We start from the raw sequence: 21,970 nt of genomic DNA, 5'->3' as shown, positions 1-21,970 counted from the left end.
GTTCCGCCCATGAGACTCGGAGTCCTCGACGTCGGTTCGAACACGGTGCATCTGCTGGCAGTGGATGCCCACCCCGGCGCACGGCCGCTGCCCGCCCACTCGCACAAGGCGGAGCTGCGCCTCGCCGAGCTGCTCGACGAGGACGGGGCGATCGGTGACGAAGGCGTCGACCGGCTCATCGACACGATCACCGCAGCCCTCCAGGCCGCGGAGGACAAGGGCTGCGAGGAGGTGCTGGCCTTCGCCACCTCCGCGGTGCGCGAGGCCACCAACGCGGACGCCGTGCTGGCCCGGGTGAAGGAAGAGACGGATGTCGTCCTGACGGTGCTGAGCGGCGAGGAGGAGGCGCGGCTCACCTTTCTCGCCGCCCGCCGCTGGTTCGGCTGGTCGGCCGGGAAGCTGCTCGTCCTCGACATCGGCGGCGGCTCCCTCGAGATCGCGTACGGCATAGACGAGGAGCCCGACGCGGCCGTGTCCCTGCCGCTCGGCGCGGGCCGGCTGACTGCGGGCATGCTGCCCGGCGACCCGCCGGACACGCACGACGTCAAGGCCCTGCGCCGCCATGTGCGGGCCCAGATCGCCCGGGTCGTCGGGGAGTTCAGCCGCTTCGGCAAGCCGGACCACATAGTCGCGACCTCCAAGACCTTCAAGCAGCTCGCCCGGATCACCGGCGCGGCCCGCTCCGCCGAGGGGCTGTACGTGCAGAGGGAACTGAGTCGTAAATCACTGGAGGAGTGGGTCCCCAAGCTGGCGGCCATGACCGTCGAGCAGCGCGCCGGTCTGCCGGGCGTGTCGGAGGGTCGGGCCCGCCAGATCCTGGCGGGAGCCCTGGTGGCGGAGGGTGCGATGGACCTCTTCGGCGCGGACGAACTCGAGATCTGCCCCTGGGCGCTGCGCGAGGGTGTGATCCTCCGCCGCCTCGATCACCTCCCTGCCGACTAGTTCGGCCCCGTACCCTGTTCCCCGTGGCAGAACCAGTCGTGCGTATCCCGGATGCGAAGGTTGTCCTGTCGACGGCTTCCGTCTATCCGGAGTCGACGGCGACAGCCTTCGAGGTCGCCGCACGCCTCGGCTACGACGGCGTCGAAGTCATGGTGTGGACCGATCCCGTGAGCCAGGACATCGAGGCGCTCCGCCGGCTCTCCGACTACCACCGGATGCCGGTCCACGCGGTCCACGCGCCGTGTCTGCTGATCACCCAGCGGGTCTGGTCCACGGATCCGTGGGTGAAGCTCCAGCGGGCGAAGGCGGCGGCGGAGAAGCTCGGCGCTTCGACGGTCGTGGTGCATCCCCCGTTCCGCTGGCAGCGCCAGTACGCGCGCGACTTCGTCCGTGGGATCTGGCGGATGGCGGACGAGACGGACGTGCGGTTCGCGGTGGAGAACATGTACCCGTGGCGCTACCGGGACCGCGAGATGCTCGCCTACGCCCCCGACTGGGACGTCACCAAGGACGACTACCGCCACTTCACGATCGACCTGTCGCACGCCGCGACCTCCCGCACCGACACCCTGGCGATGGTCGACCGGATGGGCGACCGGCTCGGCCATGTGCACCTGGCCGACGGCAAGGGGTCCGCGAAGGACGAGCACCTGGTGCCCGGCCGCGGCGACCAGCCCTGCGCGGAACTCCTGGAGCGGCTGGCGCGCACGGGCTTCGACGGCCATGTCGTCATCGAGGTCAACACCCGCCGCGCCATGTCCGCCGCCGAACGCGAGGCCGATCTCGCGGAGGCGCTGGCCTTCACCCGGCTGCACCTGGCGTCGGCCTCCCGTATCTCGTGACGGAGGAACGCAGGCGGCGCGGCCGTCCCGCCCGTAAGGCGGCCGACGAGGGGCCCGGCGCGCGGGAACGCATCCTTCAGGCGGCCCGGGCCGAGTTCGCCGAGCGTGGTTACGACAAGACGACGATGCGCGGGATCGCCAGGGCGGCCGGGGTCGACGCGGCACTCGTCCACCACTACTTCGGCACCAAGGACGACGTCTTCGCCGCCTCGATCGAGGTCTCCTTCGAACCGGCGATGGTGCTTCCACAGATCCTCGGCCAGGGTGAGGCGGGGATCGGCGAGCGCCTGGCGCGCTACTTCATCGGCATCTGGGAGAACCCGGCGACCCGCGCGCCCCTGCTCGCGATCGTCCGTTCCGCGCTGACCCACGAGGCGGCGGCCAAGGTGCTGCGAGGCTTCGTGCTGCGGCGCCTGCTGGAGAGGGTGGCGGCGGAGCTGGACGTACCGGATCCGCACTTCCGGGCCGAACTCGCCGCCTCCCACATGGTGGGCATCGCGATCCTGCGGTACGTGGTGCAGGTCGAGCCCCTGGCGTCCGTGGACCCCGAGGAGATCGTGCGGATGGTGGCGCCGTCGCTGCAGCGCTACCTGACCGAGGACGTCGACGGCCGACCGACCGAGGACTGAGCCGGGCGTCCCGCATTCCGGACAACCTGTCCAGATCTTGGAGCGACGGCGTACGCTCGAGGCAGGTACACCCGTCACGAGGAGCGAGCGACGATGCCCGAGCTGAGGTCCCGCACTGTCACCCACGGCCGCAACATGGCGGGCGCCCGCGCCCTTATGCGGGCGTCGGGCGTAGCGAGCGAGGACATCGGTAAGCCGATCGTCGCCGTCGCCAACTCCTTCACCGAGTTCGTCCCCGGGCACACACATCTGGCCCCGGTGGGCCGGATCGTGTCCGAGGCGATCAAGGCCGCAGGAGCAGTGCCCCGCGAGTTCAACACCATCGCCGTCGACGACGGCATCGCCATGGGCCACGGCGGCATGCTCTACTCGCTGCCCTCCCGGGACCTGATCGCCGACTCGGTCGAGTACATGGTCGAGGCGCACTGCGCGGACGCCCTGATCTGCATCTCCAACTGCGACAAGATCACTCCGGGCATGCTCAACGCCGCCCTGCGGCTGAACATCCCGACCGTCTTCGTCTCCGGCGGCCCGATGGAGTCCGGCCGGGCGACGCTCGTCGACGGCACCGTCCGCACGCTCGACCTGGTCGACGCGATGTCGGACGCGGTCAACGAGAAGATCTCGGACGAGGACATCCTCCGTATCGAGGAGAACGCCTGCCCGACCTGCGGCTCCTGTTCGGGCATGTTCACCGCCAACTCGATGAACTGCCTGACCGAGGCCATCGGCCTGTCCCTGCCGGGCAACGGCTCCGTCCTCGCCACCCACACCGCCCGCAAGGCGCTGTACGAGAACGCCGCCGCGACGGTCGTCGACATCACCAAGCGGTACTACGAGCAGGGCGACGAGTCCGTCCTGCCGCGCAACGTCGCCACCTTCGCGGCCTTCGAGAACGCCATGGCCCTCGACATCGCCATGGGCGGCTCGACGAACACGATCCTTCACCTGCTCGCCGCGGCACAGGAGGCGGGCGTCGAGTTCGGCCTCGACGAGATCGACGCCGTCTCGCGCCGGGTCCCCTGCCTGGCCAAGGTCGCGCCGAACGTCGCCAAGAACCGCACGTACTACATGGAGGACGTCCACCGGGCCGGTGGCATCCCCGCCCTGCTGGGCGAGCTGCACCGCGCCGGTCTGCTGAACGAGGACGTGCACTCCGTGCACAGCCCCTCGCTCGCGGACTGGCTCAAGAGCTGGGACGTGCGTGGCGGTTCGCCGTCCGCCGAGGCCGTCGAGCTGTGGCACGCGGCGCCCGGCTGCGTCCGCTCCGCCACGGCCTTCTCCCAGTCCGAGCGCTGGGAGGCGCTGGACGACGACGCCGAGAACGGCTGCATCCGCTCCGCCGAGCACGCGTACTCCAAGGACGGCGGACTCGCGGTGCTGCGCGGCAACCTCGCCGTCGACGGCTGTGTCGTGAAGACCGCCGGGGTGGACGAGTCGATCTGGACCTTCGAGGGTCCGGCCGTGGTCTGCGAGTCGCAGGAAGAGGCCGTCGACAAGATCCTCAAGAAGGAGGTCACCCACGGCGACGTGGTGGTCATCCGGTACGAGGGCCCCAAGGGCGGCCCCGGCATGCAGGAGATGCTCTACCCGACGTCCTTCCTCAAGGGCCGCGGCCTCGGCAAGACCTGCGCCCTGATCACCGACGGCCGCTTCTCCGGCGGCACCTCGGGCCTGTCGATCGGCCACGCCTCCCCGGAGGCGGCCTCGGGCGGCACGATCGCGCTCGTCGAGGACGGCGACCGCATCCGTATCGACATCCCTGGCCGCACCATCGAACTCCTCGTCGACGACGCCACGCTGGCCTCCCGGCGTGAGGCCCTGGGCGGCGCCTACGCCCCCAAGGCACGGGAACGCAAGGTGTCCGCCGCGCTGCGCGCCTACGCCGCGATGGCGACGAGCGCCGACAGGGGCGCCGTCAGGGACGTGTCCAAGCTGGGCTGATCCGCCGCCCGACTGCTTGGGGACCCGGTGCGCTCACCAGCGCGCCGGGTCCTTCGCGTCCACGGCGAAGACCGAGCCGTCCGGGGCGCTGGCGTACACCTTCCCGTGCGCGGCGACGGGTGCGGGCAGCAGCGCCGAGAAGGTCGAACCGTCGTCGGACATCCGCAGTCCCGTCTGGCCGGTGATCCTGCCGAGCCGCGCGTCGACGGCGAGCAGCCGCCCGTCGGCGGCGGACAGGTAGACCGCCCGTCCGTCGGTGACCGGGCGCGAGAGGTGGGCGACCCCGGTCTCCAGGCGCCACAGCTCGGGGCCGTCGGCACCGGGACCCGGCCGGGCAGTGTCCACCGCCGAGAGCGAGCCGCCGGAACCGGAGATGTAGACGGTCCTCCCCGCGACCGTCGCCTGCGCCTGGTCGACCGGGACCGTCAGGGGGATGCTGCGCACGGCCCGGCCGCCGGTCGCGGTGTCGAGCGTGACGATCGCGCCGGTGAAGCCGTCGGGGCCGGCCGAGAGGAGATACAGCATGCCGCCGGAGAGCTGTACCGGCGTCAGCGAACCCGGCAGGCGTTCGGTCCAGAGCAGTTCGCCGCTCATCGGAGCGACGGCGCTGACGAGGGTCGAGGTCCCGTCGGCCGACGGGGTGGCGGCGAGTGCCGGACCGTCGCCGCCCGGGTCGGACAGCCACTGTGTACCGGGCCCGCCGTGCCGCTCCTGCCAGCGCTCCTCGCCGGTCGTCGCGTCGATCGCCCGCACCGTGCCGGCGTCCGACACCAGCAGGACGGTGTCACCGACGGCTCGCAGGGTCGGATGACCGGACGCGTCCAGCTCCCGGCGCACCTCGCCCGTCTCCGGGTCGAGCGCCTGATAGCGGTCACCGTCGGGCGTCACCACATGCAGCAGCCCGCCGGCGGGGTGGGGCACCAGGCCCTCGTCGCTCTGCGCGGCGGCGCCCCCGGCCGCCCGGTCCTTGGCCGTCCAGACCGTCGTGCCGTCGGCCGGGTCGAGCCGGGCGGTCCCGACGCCGGGGGCGGCGCAATAGAGGGCGTCACCGCCGTCGGCCGTGCAGACCGGGACGCCGGAGACGGCGCCGTCCCGCAGCGGGACGTTCCACGGGCGGAAGCGCTGTTCGGCGGCGGGCGTGGTGCGGTCGCCGGCGGGGGTGCCGTCGCCCAGGGCGACGACGGCGGCGGTGCCGGCGGCCAGCACGGCGAACGCTGCCGCGGCGACGGCCCAGCGCCTTCCGCCCCGGCGTGCGGGGGAAGCGGTGGCCGGTGCGTCCGCAGCCGGCTTCGCGGCGGCGGACGGTTCCGGCGGGGCCGCAGAAACAGGGCTCTCACAGGGAGCGGGATCGCGCTGCGCCGGTATGTAGGCCTGGGTGTCGTACGCGGAGGACGGCGAGGACGCCCGCAGCGCCACCATCAGCTCGTACGGCGTCGGCCTCGCCTGCGGGTCCTTCGCCAGACAGCGCGCCACCAGCGGGACGAGCTGCTCCGGCACACCCGTCAGGTCCGGCTCGTTGTGCACGACCTGGTACGCCACGATGTACGGGCTGTCGGAGTCGAACGGTCCGCGCCCGGTCGCCGCGTGGACCAGCACCGCGCCCAGCGCGAACACATCCGCTGCCGGCCCGACCTCGCGCGGCCGCTGGAACTGCTCGGGCGCCATGAACGGCGGTGTGCCGATCAGCTTTCCGGTCTCGGTGCGCAGATCGCTGTCGGTGGGACGCGAGATGCCGAAGTCGATGACTTTCGGCCCATCCGCGGCCAGTAGCACGTTGCTGGGTTTGAGATCACGGTGCACCACGCCGGCCCGGTGGATGTCCCGCAGCGCCTCCGCGAGCCCGGCGCCCGCCCTGACGAGCTCCGCCGGACTCAGCGGGCCGTTCCGCTTCACCCGGTCCGCGAGTGTCGGGCCGTCGATGAAGAGGGTGGCCATCCAGGGCCTGCCGGCATCCGGGTCGGCGTCGACGACCGGCGCCGTGAAAGCCCCGCTGACCCGTCGGGCGGCGGCGACCTCCTGCCGGAAACGCGCCCTGAACTCCGGGTCCTGGGCGTGCTCTGCGTGGATGACCTTGACCGCGAGCCGCAGACCCGAGGCGGAGGTGGCCAGATGGACGACGCCCATCCCTCCGTTGCCCAGTACCGCCTCGAGGCGGTACTGCCCTGCATACTCCGGATGCTCCGCTTCCGGGAACGGCCCGGTGCTGCGTAGCGGTGGCATCTCCCACCCCCGTCTGATGGTGCGCACGCGCGACGCACGGAGCCTAGTCGATGATGCGTGCGATCCAGCCATGGCTTGCTAGCCTGCGCGCGGCGCATGCCAATCGTCGACGTCAACGGGGGGAAGTCCGATGGCTCTTGAAGAGGCTCAGAACGTAGTGGCCGGGAACGCGGCTGCGGAGGCGGACGCGATCGAGGCGGAATCGATCGGCACCATGACGGTGAAGCGCTACCCGGTCGCCCCCGGCGTACGACTCAATGTGCGCAGCGGGCCGGGGACGAACTACCGGCTGGTCCGGATCCTGCCGTACGGCGCGACCGTCCCGATCAACTGCCAGAAGGCCGGCGAGACCGTCACCGGCACCTACGGCACGAGCAACATCTGGGACAACATCGCCAACGGCGAGTTCGTGGCGGACGCGTACGTGCAGACCGGCAGCGACGGCTACGTAGCCCGGCGCTGCGCCTGACCCTCCGCCGGCGCACCGGGGATAATCGACCCCGTGAGCGAGCAGAGCGAGAACACCACGGCGAGCGGCGGCGGCCCGGAGCCCGAACCCATCCGGTTTTTCGGCACGACATGGGTCCACCACGACGGGGGGTACGGGCTGCGCCGGGCCGGTGTCGCCGCCGGCTCGCTGATCACCGCCTTCGCGGCGGCCTTGCTCCTGCGCCTCTCGTACCAGGGACTGGCCGTCGCCGAGGTCGGCAGCTTCGTGAACGTCCTCGTCGTCGTGATGTTCGCCGTGTGCAGCGCCATCGCGTTCCGTAAGACCTGGGAGGGCTTCTCCCGCCGGCCCGACGGCTCCCCGGCGGAGGACTCGCTGCGCAGCCTCAAGGCGATCGGCTTCATCGGCTCGCTCATCGCGTACGCCCTGCGCTGTTTCGCTGAGGCGCCGGGCGAGAAGCTGCGCCGCGCCGAGTACGAGTCGGCGCTCAGGCAGTACGAGAAGCGCCGCGGCACCCGCTCAGGCAACCCGGCCGCCCGAAGGACGAAGAGCCGCCCCGAGCGCCGCTGACGACGACACCGACCCGAACGCCCGGTCATGCCCCCTCAGGGGTGCGGCCGGGCGTTCATGCTTGACGGCCCCGTATCGGCGGGAGCATTATTCATCGCATGATGAATTCCTCTGGCGTCGCCGTCCTCGCCCGCGGCCTCACCGTGGTACGAGGAGACCGCACCGTCCTGCGCGGCCTCGACTTCTCGGTCCTGTCCGGCCGTATCACCGGCCTCCTCGGACCGTCCGGCTGCGGGAAGTCGACGCTGATGCGCGCGGTCGTCGGCACTCAGGCCAAGGTCGGCGGCTCCCTCGAGATCCTCGGCCGCCCCGCCGGCGCCCCCGAGCTCCGCTCGCGGATCGGCTACGTCACCCAGGCCCCGTCCGTCTACGACGACCTCACCGTCCGGCAGAACCTCGACTACTTCGCCGCCGTCCTCCTCCCGGGCCGCGGCAACCGCGACGTCCGCCGCGAGTACGTCACGCGAGCCATCGAGGACGTCGACCTCGCCTCCCACGCCGACTCGCTCGCCGGCCGGCTCTCCGGCGGCCAGCGCAGCCGCGTCTCGCTCGCCGTCGCCCTGCTGGGCACCCCAGAGGTGCTCGTCCTCGACGAACCCACCGTCGGCCTCGACCCCGTCCTCCGCCGCGACCTGTGGGACCTCTTCCACCGCCTCGCCGGCGAACGCGGAGCGACGATCCTCGTCTCCTCCCACGTCATGGACGAGGCCGAACGCTGCCACCGCCTCCTCCTCATGCGCGAAGGGGAGATCCTCGCCGAGGACGCCCCCGACGACCTGCGCGTCCGCACCCGCTCGGAAACCGTCGAACAGGCCTTCCTCCACCTCGTCGACGAGGCCGACGCTTTTCAGGAGAGCCGCCGATGAGCTCCCGCCCGACTCCCGCCACCCTGCCGCGGCAGGCCTTCGCGCCCTCCGTGTCCCGCACCCTCGCGACCGCCGCACGGGTCCTGCGGCAGCTCCGCCACGACCCGCGCTCCATCGCCCTGATGCTGCTCGTGCCGTGCCTGATGCTCCTGCTGCTCCGGTTCGTGTTCGACGGCAGCCCCGGCACGTTCGACTCCGTCGGCGCCTCGCTGCTCGGCATCTTCCCGCTGATCACCATGTTCCTGGTGACCTCCATCGCCACCCTGCGCGAACGCACCTCCGGCACGCTGGAACGACTGCTCGCCATGCCGCTCGGCAAGACCGACCTGATCGCCGGCTACGCACTCGCCTTCGGCCTCGTCGCAGTGATCCAGTCCCTGCTGGCCACCGGCCTCGCCCTGTGGGCCCTCGGCCTCGACATCGTCGGCTCACCCTGGCTGCTGCTGCTCGTCGCGCTGCTCGACGCGTTGCTGGGCACGGCACTCGGACTGTTCGTCTCCGCCTTCGCCGCCTCCGAGTTCCAGGCGGTCCAGTTCATGCCGGCCGTGATCTTTCCCCAGCTGCTGCTGTGCGGCCTGTTCGCGCCCCGCGACACGATGCAGCCCGTCCTCGAAGCGATCTCCGACGTGCTCCCCATGTCCTACGCCGTCGACGCCATGAGCGAGGTTCTGCGCCATCCCGACGTCACCGGCGACTTCGTGCGGGACGTCCTGGTCGTGGCGGTCTGCGCCCTGGTCGTCCTCGCCCTCGGCGCCGCCACCCTGCGCCGCCGCACCGCCTGACCCCCGCCACCCGCAGGGCGCCCGTACCGACACTCGGACGACCACGGCACACCCCCGTCTCCGGTGAAAGGATGTGCGCACGTATCCCCACCGGCGAGGTGAACTTCAGCCATGACCCAGACAGTCGCAGTCCTCGGTACGGGCAAGATCGGTGAAGCACTGCTCAGCGGCATGATCCGCGCGGGCTGGCGCCCCGCGGACCTGCTGGTCACCACCCGCCGTACCGACCGCGCCGACGAACTGCGCACCCGCTACGGCGTCGAGCCCGTCACCAACGCGGAAGCCGCCAAGCGCGCCGACACCCTGATCCTCGCCGTCAAGCCGCAGGACATGGGCAAGCTCCTCGACGAACTCGGCCCGCACATCACCGCGGACCGTCTCGTCATCAGCGCGGCGGCCGGTATCACCACCTCCTTCATCGAGGAGCGCCTGGCCACGGGCACACCCGTGGTCCGGGTCATGCCCAACACCCCCGTCCTCGTGGACGAGGGCATGTCCGTGATCTCCGCCGGCAGCCATGCCACGGCCGACCACGTCGCCCACGCCGAGGAGATCTTCGGCGGTGTCGGCAAGACGCTGCGCGTCCCCGAGTCGCAGCAGGACGCGGCGACCGCCCTCTCCGGCTCGGGTCCGGCGTACTTCTACTTCCTCGTCGAGGCCATGACGGACGCGGGAATCCTGCTCGGCATTCCGCGCGCCCAGGCCCATGACCTGATCGTCCAGGCCGCCATCGGCGCGGCCGTGATGCTCAGGGACAGCGGCGAGCACCCGGTGAAACTGCGTGAAGCCGTCACCTCGCCGGCCGGCACCACCATCAGCGCCATCCGCGAACTGGAGAACCACGGCGTACGGGCGGCCCTGATCGCCGCACTGGAGGCCGCCCGCGACCGCAGCCGCGAACTGGCCTCCGGCAACGGCTGACCGGCCCCGCCACGGTTCTCCTTCCGCATTCCGTCATGCGGCCGGCAGCAGTCCGATCGCCCGGTAGGCGGCGTCCACCGTCGGACGGGCCATGCCCCTGGCCCGCTCCGCACCCTTCCTCAGCACGTCGTCGACGTGACCCGGATCGGCCGCGAGCTCGGCGTGCCGCTCCCTGATCGGCCTCAACACCTCGAGCACCGCCTCGGCCGTGTCCTTCTTCAAGGCCCCGTACGACTCGTATGCGCCGGCGAGCTCCTGGGGGCTCTCGCCCGAGCAGGCCGAGAGGATCTCGAGCAGGTTCGCGACGCCGGGCCGGGTCCCGGGGTCGTACTCGACCTCACGCCCGCTGTCCGTGACCGCCCGCATGATCTTCTTGCGCACCACGTCGGCCTCGTCCAGCAGATAGACGATGCCCGCACCGGACTCGTGCGACTTCCCCATCTTCGACGTGGGGTCCTGAAGGTCCATGACCCGGGCCGCGACCGGCGGGGGCGTGGCCCGAGGGACGTTGAAGGTGTGCCCGTAGCGCTGGTTGAACCGGACCGCCAGGTCGCGGGTGAGCTCCACATGCTGCGTCTGGTCCTCACCCACGGGCACCTCGTCGGCCTGGTAGGCCAGGATGTCCGCCGCCATCAGCGCCGGATAGGTGAGCAGCGACAGCCGCACGCTCTGCCCGGCCGCGCGCGCCCGGACGCTCTTCTCCTTGTACTGGATCATGCGCCGGAGCTCGCCGTCGGTGGCCGTGCACTCGAGGATGTACGACAGCCGGGCGTGCTCGTCCACATGGCTCTGCACGAAGACGGTGCACAGATCAGGGTTCAGACCGGCGGCCAGCATCAGGGTCGCTGCCTGACGGCTGAGTCTGCGCACCCGTGCCGGGTCGTGCTCGACCGTGAGCGCGTGGAGGTCGACCACACTGAACAGCGCGTCCGCCTGGTGCTGGTCCACCTCGACCCACCTGCGCAGCGCGCCCAGGTAGTTCCCCAGGGTCAGATGCCCTGTCGGCTTGATCCCGCTGAAGATCCGCTTCATCCCGTTTCTCCGTCTCCTGATCGAAGCCGCCGCGCTCAGCGGCCGGGCTCCCGGAGGGAGATACGCGAACGGCCGCCGAGGCGGCGGCCGTGGGTGCATGCGAAGGTGCCGGCCGCCGTCAGGCGGCCCACCACTGGTGGAGGCACATGCGCGATGTCATGGGCCCAACAGTACGCCGCCGGGGGCTCTCAGGGGTGGGTTGACATCGGGTACCGGCATCCGTAGTGTTCTCCGAGTTGTCCGACGTGAGCACCGACCCCGGTCGGCCCCGGACAGCCATTCCGTAAGACCCACTTCGATGAACGGCATTCTGTGTCGTCTGTCTTTCGTGCGCCTTTGCGAAATGAAGAATCCGCGTTCGAAAGGACGCCGGCCCCGATTCGCTTCGGGGCGGGGGATTCCGCTAAAGTCTCACTCGTCGGAACGGCCCAACAGCCGTGAAGACACCTCCCGCTGACCGGGAATCAGGCCCGAAAGAGTCTGATAGAGTCGGAACCGCCGGAAGGCCGAAAGGCCGGAAAGCACACCGAGGAAATCGGATCGGAAAGATCTGATAGAGTCGGAAACGCAAGACCGAAGGGAAGCGCCCGGAGGAAAGCCCGACAGGGTGAGTACAAAGGAAGCGTCCGTTCCTTGAGAACTCAACAGTGTGCCAAAAATCAACGCCAGATATGTTGATACCCCGTCCATCTTCGGATGGTCGAGGTTCCTTTGAAAAAGTCCATCCCGCTTGCGGGGTGGCAATCACAGCGAGGACGCTGTGAACGACCGGTCTTATTCCGACCGGTTGTTCCGCTCTTCGGATGTGCACCCGATCACGGGTAAACATTCATGGAGAGTTTGATCCTGGCTCAGGACGAACGCTGGCGGCGTGCTTAACACATGCAAGTCGAACGATGAACCTCCTTCGGGAGGGGATTAGTGGCGAACGGGTGAGTAACACGTGGGCAATCTGCCCTTCACTCTGGGACAAGCCCTGGAAACGGGGTCTAATACCGGATAATACTGCGGATCGCATGGTCTGCGGTTGAAAGCTCCGGCGGTGAAGGATGAGCCCGCGGCCTATCAGCTTGTTGGTGGGGTGATGGCCTACCAAGGCGACGACGGGTAGCCGGCCTGAGAGGGCGACCGGCCACACTGGGACTGAGACACGGCCCAGACTCCTACGGGAGGCAGCAGTGGGGAATATTGCACAATGGGCGAAAGCCTGATGCAGCGACGCCGCGTGAGGGATGACGGCCTTCGGGTTGTAAACCTCTTTCAGCAGGGAAGAAGCGAAAGTGACGGTACCTGCAGAAGAAGCGCCGGCTAACTACGTGCCAGCAGCCGCGGTAATACGTAGGGCGCAAGCGTTGTCCGGAATTATTGGGCGTAAAGAGCTCGTAGGCGGCTTGTCACGTCGGATGTGAAAGCCCGGGGCTTAACCCCGGGTCTGCATTCGATACGGGCAGGCTAGAGTGTGGTAGGGGAGATCGGAATTCCTGGTGTAGCGGTGAAATGCGCAGATATCAGGAGGAACACCGGTGGCGAAGGCGGATCTCTGGGCCATTACTGACGCTGAGGAGCGAAAGCGTGGGGAGCGAACAGGATTAGATACCCTGGTAGTCCACGCCGTAAACGTTGGGAACTAGGTGTTGGCGACATTCCACGTCGTCGGTGCCGCAGCTAACGCATTAAGTTCCCCGCCTGGGGAGTACGGCCGCAAGGCTAAAACTCAAAGGAATTGACGGGGGCCCGCACAAGCAGCGGAGCATGTGGCTTAATTCGACGCAACGCGAAGAACCTTACCAAGGCTTGACATATACCGGAAAGCATCAGAGATGGTGCCCCCCTTGTGGTCGGTATACAGGTGGTGCATGGCTGTCGTCAGCTCGTGTCGTGAGATGTTGGGTTAAGTCCCGCAACGAGCGCAACCCTTGTTCTGTGTTGCCAGCATGCCCTTCGGGGTGATGGGGACTCACAGGAGACTGCCGGGGTCAACTCGGAGGAAGGTGGGGACGACGTCAAGTCATCATGCCCCTTATGTCTTGGGCTGCACACGTGCTACAATGGCCGGTACAAAGAGCTGCGAAGCCGTGAGGCGGAGCGAATCTCAAAAAGCCGGTCTCAGTTCGGATTGGGGTCTGCAACTCGACCCCATGAAGTCGGAGTTGCTAGTAATCGCAGATCAGCATTGCTGCGGTGAATACGTTCCCGGGCCTTGTACACACCGCCCGTCACGTCACGAAAGTCGGTAACACCCGAAGCCGGTGGCCCAACCCCTTGTGGGAGGGAGCTGTCGAAGGTGGGACTGGCGATTGGGACGAAGTCGTAACAAGGTAGCCGTACCGGAAGGTGCGGCTGGATCACCTCCTTTCTAAGGAGCACATGGCCGACTGCGAGCGAATGACTCGCACGGTCGCTCATGGGTGGAACGTTGATTATTCGGCAGGGTCTTGTCACCTGCCGCTTCCAGTACTGCTCTTCGGAGCGTGGAACGAGGCGGTCGGGTAAGGGATGCTGCCGGGCACACTGTTGGGTGTCTGAGGGTGCGAGCGTTGCTCGCCCTTCGGGATGCCGGCCCCAGTGAACTCACCTGTCAGGGTGGGGTGGTGGGTGGCTGGTCGTTGCTTGAGAACTACACAGTGGACGCGAGCATCTGTGGCCAAGTTTTTAAGGGCGCACGGTGGATGCCTTGGCACCAGGAACCGATGAAGGACGTGGGAGGCCACGATAGTCCCCGGGGAGCCGTCAACCAGGCTTTGATCCGGGGGTTTCCGAATGGGGAAACCCGGCAGTCGTCATGGACTGTCACCCATGCCTGAACACATAGGGCATGTGGAGGGAACGAGGGGAAGTGAAACATCTCAGTACCCTCAGGAAGAGAAAACAACCGTGATTCCGGGAGTAGTGGCGAGCGAAACCGGATGAGGCCAAACCTACGACGTGTGATACCCGGCAGGGGTTGCGTCGTGGGGGTTGTGGGATCTCTCTTTCATTGTCTGCCGGCAATGAGACGAGTCAGAAACCGTATGGATAGGCGAAGGACATGCGAAAGGTCCGGCGTAGAGGGTAAGACCCCCGTAGCTGAAATTCATACGGCTCGTTTGAGAGACACCCAAGTAGCACGGGGCCCGAGAAATCCCGTGTGAATCTGGCGGGACCACCCGCTAAGCCTAAATATTCCCTGGTGACCGATAGCGGATAGTACCGTGAGGGAATGGTGAAAAGTACCGCGGGAGCGGAGTGAAATAGTACCTGAAACCGTGTGCCTACAAGCCGTGGGAGCGTCGCTGGCAGCACTTGTGCTGTCAGTCGTGACTGCGTGCCTTTTGAAGAATGAGCCTGCGAGTTAGCGGTGTGTAGCGAGGTTAACCCGTGTGGGGAAGCCGTAGCGAAAGCGAGTCCGAACAGGGCGATCGAGTTGCACGCTCTAGACCCGAAGCGGAGTGATCTAGCCATGGGCAGGTTGAAGCGGAGGTAAGACTTCGTGGAGGACCGAACCCACCAGGGTTGAAAACCTGGGGGATGACCTGTGGTTAGGGGTGAAAGGCCAATCAAACTCCGTGATAGCTGGTTCTCCCCGAAATGCATTTAGGTGCAGCGTCGTGTGTTTCTTGCCGGAGGTAGAGCACTGGATAGGCGATGGGCCCTACCGGGTTACTGACCTTAGCCAAACTCCGAATGCCGGTAAGTGAGAGCGCGGCAGTGAGACTGTGGGGGATAAGCTCCATGGTCGAGAGGGAAACAGCCCAGAGCATCGACTAAGGCCCCTAAGCGTACGCTAAGTGGGAAAGGATGTGGAGTCGCAGAGACAACCAGGAGGTTGGCTTAGAAGCAGCCACCCTTGAAAGAGTGCGTAATAGCTCACTGGTCAAGTGATTCCGCGCCGACAATGTAGCGGGGCTCAAGCGTACCGCCGAAGTCGTGTCATTCCAGCATGAGGGCCAACGCCCGCTGGGATGGGTAGGGGAGCGTCGTGTGCCGGGTGAAGCAGCCGCGGAAGCGAGTTGTGGACGGTTCACGAGTGAGAATGCAGGCATGAGTAGCGATACACACGTGAGAAACGTGTGCGCCGATTGACTAAGGGTTCCTGGGTCAAGCTGATCTGCCCAGGGTAAGTCGGGACCTAAGGCGAGGCCGACAGGCGTAGTCGATGGACAACCGGTTGATATTCCGGTACCCGCTTTGAAACGCCCAATATCGAATCAGGCGATGCTAAGTCCGTGAAGCCGCCGGCTGAGTCTTCGGACGAGGTCGGAGTGGTGGAGCCGACGAACCAGACTTGTAGTAGGTAAGCGATGGGTGACGCAGGAAGGTAGTCCAGCCCGGGCGGTGGTTGTCCCGGGGTAAGGGTGTAGGCCGTGGGGTAGGCAAATCCGCCTCACGTTAAGGCTGAGACCTGATGCCGAGCCGATTGTGGTGAAGTGGATGATCCTATGCTGTCGAGAAAAGCCTCTAGCGAGTTTCATGGCGGCCCGTACCCTAAACCGACTCAGGTGGTCAGGTAGAGAATACCGAGGCGTTCGGGTGAACTATGGTTAAGGAACTCGGCAAAATGCCCCCGTAACTTCGGGAGAAGGGGGGCCATCACTGGTGATCCGATTTACTCGGTGAGCTGGGGGTGGCCGCAGAGACCAGCGAGAAGCGACTGTTTACTAAAAACACAGGTCCGTGCGAAGCCGTAAGGCGATGTATACGGACTGACGCCTGCCCGGTGCTGGAACGTTAAGGGGACCGGTTAGTCACTCTTCGGGGTGGCGAAGCTGAGAACTTAAGCGCCAGTAAACGGCGGTGGTAACTATAACCATCCTAAGGTAGCGAAATTCCTTGTCGGGTAAGTTCCGACCTGCACGAATGGCGTAACGACTTCTCGACTGTCTCAACCATAGGCCCGGTGAAATTGCACTACGAGTAAAGATGCTCGTTTCGCGCAGCAGGACGGAAAGACCCGGGACCTTTACTACAGTTTGATATTGGTGTTCGGTTCGGCTTGTGTAGGATAGGTGGGAGACTGTGAAGCTTGGACGCCAGTTCAGGTGGAGTCGTCGTTGAAATACCACTCTGGTCGTGCTGGATGTCTAACCTGGGTCCGTGATCCGGATCAGGGACAGTGTCTGATGGGTAGTTTAACTGGGGCGGTTGCCTCCTAAAGAGTAACGGAGGCGCCCAAAGGTTCCCTCAGCCTGGTTGGCAATCAGGTGTTGAGTGTAAGTGCACAAGGGAGCTTGACTGTGAGACCGACGGGTCGAGCAGGGACGAAAGTCGGGACTAGTGATCCGGCGGTGGCTTGTGGAAGCGCCGTCGCTCAACGGATAAAAGGTACCCCGGGGATAACAGGCTGATCTTCCCCAAGAGTCCATATCGACGGGATGGTTTGGCACCTCGATGTCGGCTCGTCGCATCCTGGGGCTGGAGTCGGTCCCAAGGGTTGGGCTGTTCGCCCATTAAAGCGGTACGCGAGCTGGGTTTAGAACGTCGTGAGACAGTTCGGTCCCTATCCGCTGTGCGCGTAGGAGTCTTGAGAAGGGCTGTCCCTAGTACGAGAGGACCGGGACGGACGAACCTCTGGTGTGCCAGTTGTCCTGCCAAGGGCATGGCTGGTTGGCTACGTTCGGAAAGGATAACCGCTGAAAGCATCTAAGCGGGAAGCCTGCTTCGAGATGAGGACTCCCACCTCCTTGAGAGGGTAAGGCTCCCAGTAGACGACTGGGTTGATAGGCCGGATATGGAAGCCCTGTAAGGGGTGGAGTTGACCGGTACTAATAGGCCGAGGGCTTGTCCTCAGTTGCTCGCGTCCACTGTGTTAGTTCTGAAGTAACGAACTCGCCCGACCCCTGTGTGGGGTTGCCGGCTGGTAGTTCGGACATCTTCATAGTGTTTCGGTGGTCATTGCGTTAGGGAAACGCCCGGTTACATTCCGAACCCGGAAGCTAAGCCTTTCAGCGCCGATGGTACTGCAGGGGGGACCCTGTGGGAGAGTAGGACGCCGCCGAACAATCATTGTGGGAAAGCCCCGCACCTCTGGTGCGGGGCTTTCCTGCGTTCAGGGGTCGATTAGGGTCGGCCGCATGCGCTATGACCTCGTCATCTTCGACAACGACGGAGTGCTCGTCGACAGCGAGCCCTTGTCCAACACCCTCCTGGCTGCCTATCTCACCGAGCTCGGGCACCCCACCACGTACGAGGAGTCCCTGCGGGACTACATGGGTTCCGCGATGCACCGGGTGCACGACCTCGTCCGGGAGCGGACCGGGCAGGACCTGCCGGCGGACTTCGACGACACGTTCCACGCCCGCGTATTCGCCGCGTTCGAGCGGGAGTTGACGGCCGTCGACGGGGTGACCGAGGTGCTGGAGAAGCTCCGTGCCGATGCCGTCCCCTACTGCGTCGCGTCGTCCGGCAGTCATGAGCGCATCCGGGTCGGGCACCGCACGACCGGGCTGCACCGCTGGTTCAGGGAAGGGACCGTTTTCAGCGCCCAGGACGTCGGCAGGGGCAAGCCGGCACCTGATCTGTTCCTCCATGCCGCCGAGCGGATGGGGGTGGCGCCCGAGCGGTGCATGGTCGTCGAGGACAGCCGTCTCGGCGTGCAGGCGGCGCTGGCGGCCGGGATGGACGTGTACGGATTCACCGCCATGACCCCTGCGGCCGAACTGGCCGGCGCCGACGGGCACTTCGCCACGATGGCGGAGCTGCCCGCGCTGCTCGCGTGACGCTGTTCGGCGACGCCGGCTGTTCGGGGCCTGCCGTTGGCGTGACGTGGGTCGTAGGGCTCCTCGTGTGACGCGTCTACCGCCCGGTAGGGCGCGGGCATACGCTGTGCGGCCATGACAGATCCGCGGTTGCGCCACGGGCGGGCCTCCCTCGCGTTCAGCTTCTTCTCACAGGGTGTGGCGTTCGCTCTGCTCGTGACCCGAATACCGGCCATCCAGGAGCGGTACGGGATATCCGACGCCCTGCTGCCGCTGTTCCTCGCCGCGGTGCCGGTCCTTGCCGGGGTGGGCAGCGTGCTGACCGAGCGGATCGTGCGCCGGGTGCCCGTGAGTGCGGTGCTGCGCTGGGCCCAGCCGGTGGTGCTGCTCGCGCTGCTCGGTGTGGCAGCCGGCGACGCGATGTGGCAAGTGGCCGTCGCGCTCGGGGTGTTCGGGTTGTCCGTGGGCGCCCTCGACGCGTCGATGAACATGCTGGGCGTCGGGCTCCAGGCGGCGTACGGGCGCAGCATCATGCTCGGCTTCCATGCCGCGTACAGCCTCGGCGGGATCGTCGGTGCCTCGCTCGCCTGGGCGGGTGCGCACTGGGACCTCGCGCTCGTCGTTTCCTACTTCCCGGTCGTCGTGGTGCTCGTGCCGGCGGCGCTGGTCGGCAGCCGGTGGTACTTCGGCGGGGAGCGTTCCCCGAGCGACCCGGCCGGCGAAGGCGGCAAGGACGGCGCGGCCGGGGACGGCGGCCGGGTGGCCTTCAGGATGCTGCTGCCGCTCGCACTGGTGATGACCTTCGCGTACATCGGCGACTCGACCGTCTCCAACTGGAGCGCCAAGTATCTGCAGGACGTCCTCGGCAGCTCGGAGGAACTGGCGACCGTGCCGTACAACGCCTACATGGTGACGACCCTGGTGGGCCGGGCCGTCGGGGACCTCGGGGTGCGGCGCTTCGGGGCGGTGGCCGTCGTCCGGTACGGGGCGGTGCTGGCGGCGGCCGGCTTCGCCGTGGTCGCCGCCGCGCCGGGGCCGTGGACCGGCATGGCCGGATTCACGGTGCTGGGGCTCGGCCTGTGCGTGATCGTGCCGCAGACCTTCGCGGCGGCGGGCCGGCTGTTCGAGGGCCGGAGCGATGTGGCCGTGGCGCGGCTGAACGTCTTCAACTACGTCGGGTTCCTCATCGGGTCGCCCTTGGTGGGCGCGCTGGGGGACGCCTGGAGCTACCGCGGGGCGATGCTCGTACCGATGGCACTCGTGTTGTTGACGCTCGTGTACGCCGGATCGTTCGGCGACGGGAGCGCCCGATACGGTGTCGGGCATGAGCGGCCGCGGATTGCTGATGTGGGACGAGGCGGTAACCGGGTATGACTTCGGTTCCGGCCATCCGATGGATCCGGTGCGGCTCGCACTGACCATGGGGCTGGTGCGGGCCTACGGGCTGGACCGTGCGATGCGGGTGGTCGCCGCCAGTCCGGCCGGGGCGTCGACGCTGCGGCTCGTGCACCGGGAGGACTACGTGGACGCGGTGCGGGCGGCGTCGGCCGACCCGAAGGTCGCGGACCAGTCGTACGGGCTCGGCACGGTCGACGACCCGGCGTTCGAGGGGATGCACGAGGCGTCGGCGCTGATCGCCGGGCAGTCCGTCGGCGCGGCGGAGGCCGTGTGGCGCGGAGAGGCCGCCCACGCGGTGAACTTCGCCGGCGGGCTGCACCACGCGATGCCGGGGAGCGCCTCCGGGTTCTGCATCTACAACGACGCGTCGCTTGCCATCGCGCGGCTGCTCGAGCTCGGCGCGGAACGGGTGGCCTACGTCGACGTGGACGTCCACCACGGGGACGGCGTGCAGGCGGCCTTCTGGGACGACCCGCGGGTCGTGACGGTGTCGCTGCACGAGAATCCGCAGACGCTGTTCCCGCAGACCGGCCGGCCGGAGGAGACGGGTGGGGCCGGTGCCGCGGAGGGCTCCGCGGTGAACGTGGCGCTCCCGGCGGGCACGGGGGACCAGGGCTGGCTGCGGGCGTTCCACGCGGTGGTGCCCGAGCTGCTGGCCGATTTCCGGCCGCAGGTCCTGGTGACCCAGCACGGGGCGGACACCCACTTCGAGGACCCGCTGGCGCACCTGGCGGTGTCGCTCGACGCGCAGCGCGCCGTCCAGGAGGCGTGTCACACGCTGGCCCACGAGTATGTGGAGGGCGGCCGGTGGGTCGCGCTCGGCGGCGGCGGTTACGCGGTGGTCGACGTGGTTCCCCGGTCGTGGACGCACCTGGTGGGGATCGCGGCGCACCAGCCGGTCGAGCCCGAATCGGTGATTCCTTCGTCGTGGCGGGACGAGGTGTACGCGCGGACGCGGCAGTTGGCTCCGGCGCGGATGACGGACGGCCGGTGGCCGGTGGCCTGGCGTGGCTGGGAAGAGGGCTACGACCCCGCTGACCGCCTGGACCAGGCCGTGCTGGCGACGCGCCGGGCGGTGTTCCCGCTGAGGGGGCTGCTCGCCTGACGCAGGCCGTCCCGGCGCATAGCGGCCGTTAGGCCGACTGTGCGGGTTGTTCAGGGTTTTCGCGTGGGGGATGCCTCTCTGCGTCAGCATCGGGAGGGTGTTGAGCACCGAGGCGCTGCGGGCGCATCTGCTGGCGTCCCGGCTGGCCGGTGATGTAGCCACCTCCCGCGAGACGAGTCTGCGGAGCTATCGCGCGTTCGTCGCCCGCGACCCGCGGGTCACCATCGGACTGGACCCCCGGTGGGCCTGGAGCGTGCGGGACGTCATCGCCCTCATGGCGGACAGATGCGGGGTATCGGCCGATCCCGAGCATGTGACCGGGGCGGACGTCATCGACCCGGAGCTGACCCTCGGCAGGCTCGCCGCGTTCGCGGAGCGGCTGGGCGCGGTGGCCGCGAAGGGCGGCGCGGTGCTGTTCGGCACCGGACATCCGCACCGGTTGCTCGGGTTCTACGCCGATCTGGCAGACGCGCTGTCGGCGGCGGGGTGTTCCGTACTCACACCCGCGCAGGGGCGATGTGTCGACATAACGACCCGGTTCGGCGTACGCACGTACCGGCTCGAATACGTACGGGGAGTGGCGCGGCTCCGGGAGGCGGGCGCCGGAGGCGCGGGAGCCCACAGTCATTCCCCGCTGCCGGTCAGGGTCGCGCTGGGGGCGGCCGCGGACGCCGGCGGGCGGCTGCCCGACCTCGTCGTCGGTGATCACGGCTGGGTCTGCGGAGCAGGTCAACTGGGTGTCGAGGCCATCGGACTGGCCGACACGGACGATCCGGCGCTGTTCGTCGGTGAGGCGGAGGGGCAGGTATCCGTCGCCGTTCCGCTTGATGACGCCGTACGGTCCGATTACTACCGGCCGTTGACGCGCTATGTGCTCAATCGGGCGTGTCTGTCACAGTAAACGGCCGATCGCTGCTCCTCTTCCCCACTCGCATCACCCGCCCCTAGTCTGGGCAGTGAGCGCACAGCGACGAAGAGTCACCGGAGGGGAAGCCGGTGCGCGTCGGGTGCGGAAGGTACAGGTGGGTCATGGCTGCTGGCAGCGAGAGGCCTCTCAACGAGGTCAAGTTTCTTACCGTGGCGGAAGTCGCCTCGGTGATGCGGGTGTCGAAGATGACCGTGTACCGCTTGGTGCACAGCGGTCATCTGCCGGCGATCCGGGTGGGGAGGTCCTTCCGGGTACCGGAGCAAGCGGTTCACGAGTATCTCCGCGAATCCTTCGTGGGGGTGGAATCCGCGTGACGGAGGAGGGGCGACCGCCCTCGGATTACGTCCCTCACTCGGCGGCAGGTAGGCTAGGCCGACGTAGGTCGTGTGGGCCCAGACGCCCCGCACCGAGTGAAGAGAAGTGAGCGAGGGTAGTCGTGGGCTCTGTTATCAAGAAGCGGCGTAAGCGGATGGCCAAGAAGAAGCACCGCAAGCTGCTCAAGCGCACCCGCGTTCAGCGTCGCAACAAGAAGTAAGCGGCAGCTGAGCGTGTCTCTCGGCCCCTCCACCAGTCCGGTGGAGGGGCCGAGGTGCTGTCCGGGTCCGGGACGGGCACCGTACGGAGCCCAGGTGGAGCAGTGGTGGACACGACGTGGCAAAAGTCGGTCGT

At 67.6% G+C, this 21,970-nt stretch carries 17 protein-coding genes and 3 rRNA genes; 18 read left to right on the top strand and 2 right to left on the bottom strand.

Annotated elements, in window-relative coordinates:
* Positions 1 to 9: 9 nt before the first annotated feature.
* The 4 genes from GLX30_RS16090 (at position 10) to ilvD (ending at position 4,357) form a co-directional block, all read left to right on the top strand.
* Positions 10 to 942 carry a Ppx/GppA phosphatase family protein gene (locus GLX30_RS16090; RefSeq protein WP_159688992.1) on the top strand — a complete coding sequence of 311 codons (933 nt, stop codon included), beginning with the start codon at positions 10 to 12 and terminating at the stop codon, positions 940 to 942.
* A gap of 23 nt (positions 943 to 965) precedes the next feature.
* Positions 966 to 1,784: a sugar phosphate isomerase/epimerase gene (locus GLX30_RS16085; protein WP_159688989.1), complete on the top strand. Its 819-nt coding sequence runs from the start codon at positions 966 to 968 to the stop codon at positions 1,782 to 1,784.
* Positions 1,781 to 2,413, top strand: a complete 633-nt coding sequence (locus tag GLX30_RS16080; RefSeq protein ID WP_159688984.1) for a TetR family transcriptional regulator — start codon at positions 1,781 to 1,783, stop codon at positions 2,411 to 2,413. The genes GLX30_RS16085 and GLX30_RS16080 overlap by 4 nt, the downstream gene beginning before the upstream one ends.
* Before the next feature lie 93 nt (positions 2,414 to 2,506).
* Positions 2,507 to 4,357, top strand: a complete 1,851-nt coding sequence (gene ilvD / locus GLX30_RS16075) for a dihydroxy-acid dehydratase (protein WP_159688981.1) — start codon at positions 2,507 to 2,509, stop codon at positions 4,355 to 4,357.
* Between the two features lie 33 nt (positions 4,358 to 4,390).
* On the opposite strand, the gene GLX30_RS16070 is transcribed toward ilvD, so the two are convergent.
* Positions 4,391 to 6,577, bottom strand: coding sequence for a serine/threonine-protein kinase (locus GLX30_RS16070; RefSeq protein WP_159695068.1), 2,187 nt, complete (start codon positions 6,575 to 6,577; stop codon positions 4,391 to 4,393).
* A 214-nt stretch (positions 6,578 to 6,791) separates the two neighbouring features.
* Between GLX30_RS16070 and GLX30_RS16065 the strand changes: the two genes are divergently transcribed.
* From GLX30_RS16065 to proC, 5 genes are all read left to right on the top strand, one after another.
* Complete coding sequence (locus GLX30_RS16065; RefSeq protein ID WP_229835135.1) at positions 6,792 to 7,046, top strand: peptidase; 255 nt, start codon at positions 6,792 to 6,794, stop codon at positions 7,044 to 7,046.
* A gap of 33 nt (positions 7,047 to 7,079) precedes the next feature.
* The gene (locus GLX30_RS16060) at positions 7,080 to 7,595 is read left to right on the top strand and encodes a hypothetical protein (RefSeq protein WP_159688973.1); all 516 of its coding nucleotides are present in this window, start codon (positions 7,080 to 7,082) and stop codon (positions 7,593 to 7,595) included.
* Between the two features lie 98 nt (positions 7,596 to 7,693).
* Positions 7,694 to 8,461, top strand: coding sequence for an ABC transporter ATP-binding protein (locus GLX30_RS16055; protein ID WP_159688968.1), 768 nt, complete (start codon positions 7,694 to 7,696; stop codon positions 8,459 to 8,461).
* Entirely contained in the window at positions 8,458 to 9,243 is a 786-nt protein-coding gene (locus GLX30_RS16050; RefSeq protein WP_159688965.1) for an ABC transporter permease, read from the top strand. The genes GLX30_RS16055 and GLX30_RS16050 overlap by 4 nt, the downstream gene beginning before the upstream one ends.
* Positions 9,244 to 9,354: 111 nt before the next feature.
* The gene (proC, locus tag GLX30_RS16045) at positions 9,355 to 10,164 is read left to right on the top strand and encodes a pyrroline-5-carboxylate reductase (protein ID WP_159688962.1); all 810 of its coding nucleotides are present in this window, start codon (positions 9,355 to 9,357) and stop codon (positions 10,162 to 10,164) included.
* A 33-nt stretch (positions 10,165 to 10,197) separates the two neighbouring features.
* On the opposite strand, the gene trpS is transcribed toward proC, so the two are convergent.
* Complete coding sequence (gene trpS / locus GLX30_RS16040; protein WP_159688959.1) at positions 10,198 to 11,196, bottom strand: tryptophan--tRNA ligase; 999 nt, start codon at positions 11,194 to 11,196, stop codon at positions 10,198 to 10,200.
* A gap of 828 nt (positions 11,197 to 12,024) precedes the next feature.
* Between trpS and GLX30_RS16035 the strand changes: the two genes are divergently transcribed.
* The 9 genes from GLX30_RS16035 to GLX30_RS15995 all read left to right on the top strand — a co-directional run bounded on the left by GLX30_RS16035 (position 12,025) and on the right by GLX30_RS15995 (position 21,836).
* Positions 12,025 to 13,552 (top strand): 16S ribosomal RNA (locus GLX30_RS16035).
* Positions 13,553 to 13,838: 286 nt separating this feature from the next.
* Positions 13,839 to 16,961: ribosomal RNA gene (locus GLX30_RS16030) — 23S ribosomal RNA — on the top strand.
* Positions 16,962 to 17,056: 95 nt separating this feature from the next.
* A 5S ribosomal RNA gene (gene rrf / locus GLX30_RS16025) occupies positions 17,057 to 17,173 on the top strand.
* Together the 16S, 23S and 5S rRNA genes form the textbook arrangement of a ribosomal RNA operon.
* Positions 17,174 to 17,246: 73 nt before the next feature.
* The gene (locus GLX30_RS16020) at positions 17,247 to 17,891 is read left to right on the top strand and encodes an HAD family hydrolase (RefSeq protein ID WP_159688956.1); all 645 of its coding nucleotides are present in this window, start codon (positions 17,247 to 17,249) and stop codon (positions 17,889 to 17,891) included.
* Positions 17,892 to 18,005: 114 nt separating this feature from the next.
* Positions 18,006 to 19,244 (top strand): MFS transporter, encoded by a 1,239-nt coding sequence (locus GLX30_RS16015; RefSeq protein WP_159688953.1) that lies wholly within the window; start codon positions 18,006 to 18,008, stop codon positions 19,242 to 19,244.
* On the top strand, positions 19,195 to 20,373 hold the full coding sequence (locus GLX30_RS16010; RefSeq protein WP_159688950.1) for an acetoin utilization protein AcuC: 1,179 nt from the start codon (positions 19,195 to 19,197) through the stop codon (positions 20,371 to 20,373). The genes GLX30_RS16015 and GLX30_RS16010 overlap by 50 nt, the downstream gene beginning before the upstream one ends.
* 97 nt (positions 20,374 to 20,470) lie before the next feature.
* Positions 20,471 to 21,274, top strand: a complete 804-nt coding sequence (locus GLX30_RS16005; protein ID WP_159688946.1) for a phosphatase — start codon at positions 20,471 to 20,473, stop codon at positions 21,272 to 21,274.
* A gap of 128 nt (positions 21,275 to 21,402) precedes the next feature.
* Positions 21,403 to 21,615: a helix-turn-helix domain-containing protein gene (locus GLX30_RS16000; RefSeq protein ID WP_014046653.1), complete on the top strand. Its 213-nt coding sequence runs from the start codon at positions 21,403 to 21,405 to the stop codon at positions 21,613 to 21,615.
* A 122-nt stretch (positions 21,616 to 21,737) separates the two neighbouring features.
* Positions 21,738 to 21,836, top strand: coding sequence for an AURKAIP1/COX24 domain-containing protein (locus GLX30_RS15995; RefSeq protein ID WP_003948845.1), 99 nt, complete (start codon positions 21,738 to 21,740; stop codon positions 21,834 to 21,836).
* Positions 21,837 to 21,970 lie beyond the last annotated feature (134 nt).

Source organism: Streptomyces sp. Tu 2975, from assembly GCF_009832925.1.
Taxonomy (GTDB): domain Bacteria; phylum Actinomycetota; class Actinomycetes; order Streptomycetales; family Streptomycetaceae; genus Streptomyces.
This window is presented reverse-complemented; position numbering and strand designations above follow the sequence as displayed.